Origin of the sequence: Rhodococcus sp. NPDC077669 (assembly GCF_040686915.1) — a bacterium.
GTDB classification, from domain to species: Bacteria; Actinomycetota; Actinomycetes; order Mycobacteriales; family Mycobacteriaceae; genus Rhodococcoides; species Rhodococcoides fascians.
The window spans coordinates 1-1434 of sequence record NZ_JBFBMD010000059.1; the positions used below are offsets into that span (position 1 = coordinate 1).

The following is a 1434-nucleotide window of genomic DNA, read 5'->3' on the forward strand; positions in this document are numbered from 1 at the left end:
TTGCGATTCCCTCCGGGGTGGCTAATCGTTCGGCCATCCTGGTAATCGAATTACCCTGTGGTGGTGCAGGATCCGATACCGGCGTAGCTACGGCCGCGGCAGCGGCGGCTTCGAGTGTCCGCGATTTCCCGGTGGCGATCAACCGGTCCGGGCCCGGTGCGTCGAGGTTCTCGATCGAACAATAGCCGGCGTCGAAGAGCATGATTCCGATCGACGGCGACTCGGCCTCGGCCGGTGCATGGTCGGCGATCACTGCCGCCGCAGCGACCGCTTTGTCGACCATCTGCTCGTAGTAGGTGACATCGGAGGGGCTGGTGCCGACGCCGGTGGCGATGATGATGCCGTCCTCGGCGGTGAATGCTTGGCAGTTGTAGCCCTGCACCCAGCCACCACCTCGCAGCGGCTGCATCCGAGAATCCGGATCGGTGATGTTGCGCCGCACCACCGTTGGCGTTGTCTGCTCACGGGCGGCGGACTGGGCGAGGGCTGCGGCGACCGATGCGCGTGCGGCGATCACGCGGTGATGATCCTCGACCGGAACCGGAACCTTGCCTTTCGGTTTCCCGCCGCGACGCGCAGCGGCGTCGGCTCGCTGCCGATACCGCGCCTCGGTGGCCTCATGGCGTGCAATTTCCCGTGCAAGACGCCGGTGAGCAGCAGCTACCTGCGCGGCAAGCGGTACCCGACCCGCCGGGGACGCTCCCGCGTCGAGACGCTCGAGGTGGCCCTCGGCGGCTGACTTCGCGGCCTTCTCGCGGGCATCGTCTTCGGCTTCGATCTGCGCCAACGCTTCAGCGATCCGCTTCGATCGCGTGGTCGGATCGGCCAACTCGGCCGGAACCCGACCCGGGCCCGGGTCGTCTTCGCCGTAGAGTTCGTCCTCGGCAGCATCGACGTCGGCATGCGCCGCGGCCGCGGCGGCGGCGATCTCGCGCGCCCGGGCCTGAGCAGCGTTCGCTGCCTCGGCTTCGGCGGCGGCGCGCAATCCGTCCGCGCTGCGGTTGGCTCCGATGGAGGCGTTCGAGGCGATCTTGACCCCGTCGAGAGCGATGGTCCCCAACGACCCCAAACCGACCCGCGCTGCCAACGTCAGCACCTGCGCGAACAGCGACTCGCAGGCTGCATGGTTGTCTTTACGGAACCTGGAGATCGTGGCGTGATCGGGGGCATCGCCGGCGCAGATGACCCGGTAGGACACCACATCGGTGCATGCGGATTCGATCTGACGTGAAGACCGCATCCCTTTCGACCAGGCCCAGATCAGCAGCGTGAGCAGCATGTCCGGGTCGTATCCGGCGCGCCCGACCCCACCGGTGCGCCGGCCGGCATGAAAGACAGAGGTGTCCAGATGCGTGTCGACGATGTCGATCAGCATCCATACCGGATGCTCCGCCGGTAACCATTCGCGCATGTCCGGTGGAATCAGAAACTGTT

The 1434-nt window shown here is 66.9% G+C and carries 1 protein-coding gene; it reads right to left on the reverse strand.

Translation table 11 applies throughout. The features are described from left to right. The coding region (locus AB0P23_RS25415; protein ID WP_363799787.1) for a transposase at positions 1-1434 on the reverse strand (1434 nt) is incomplete at both ends.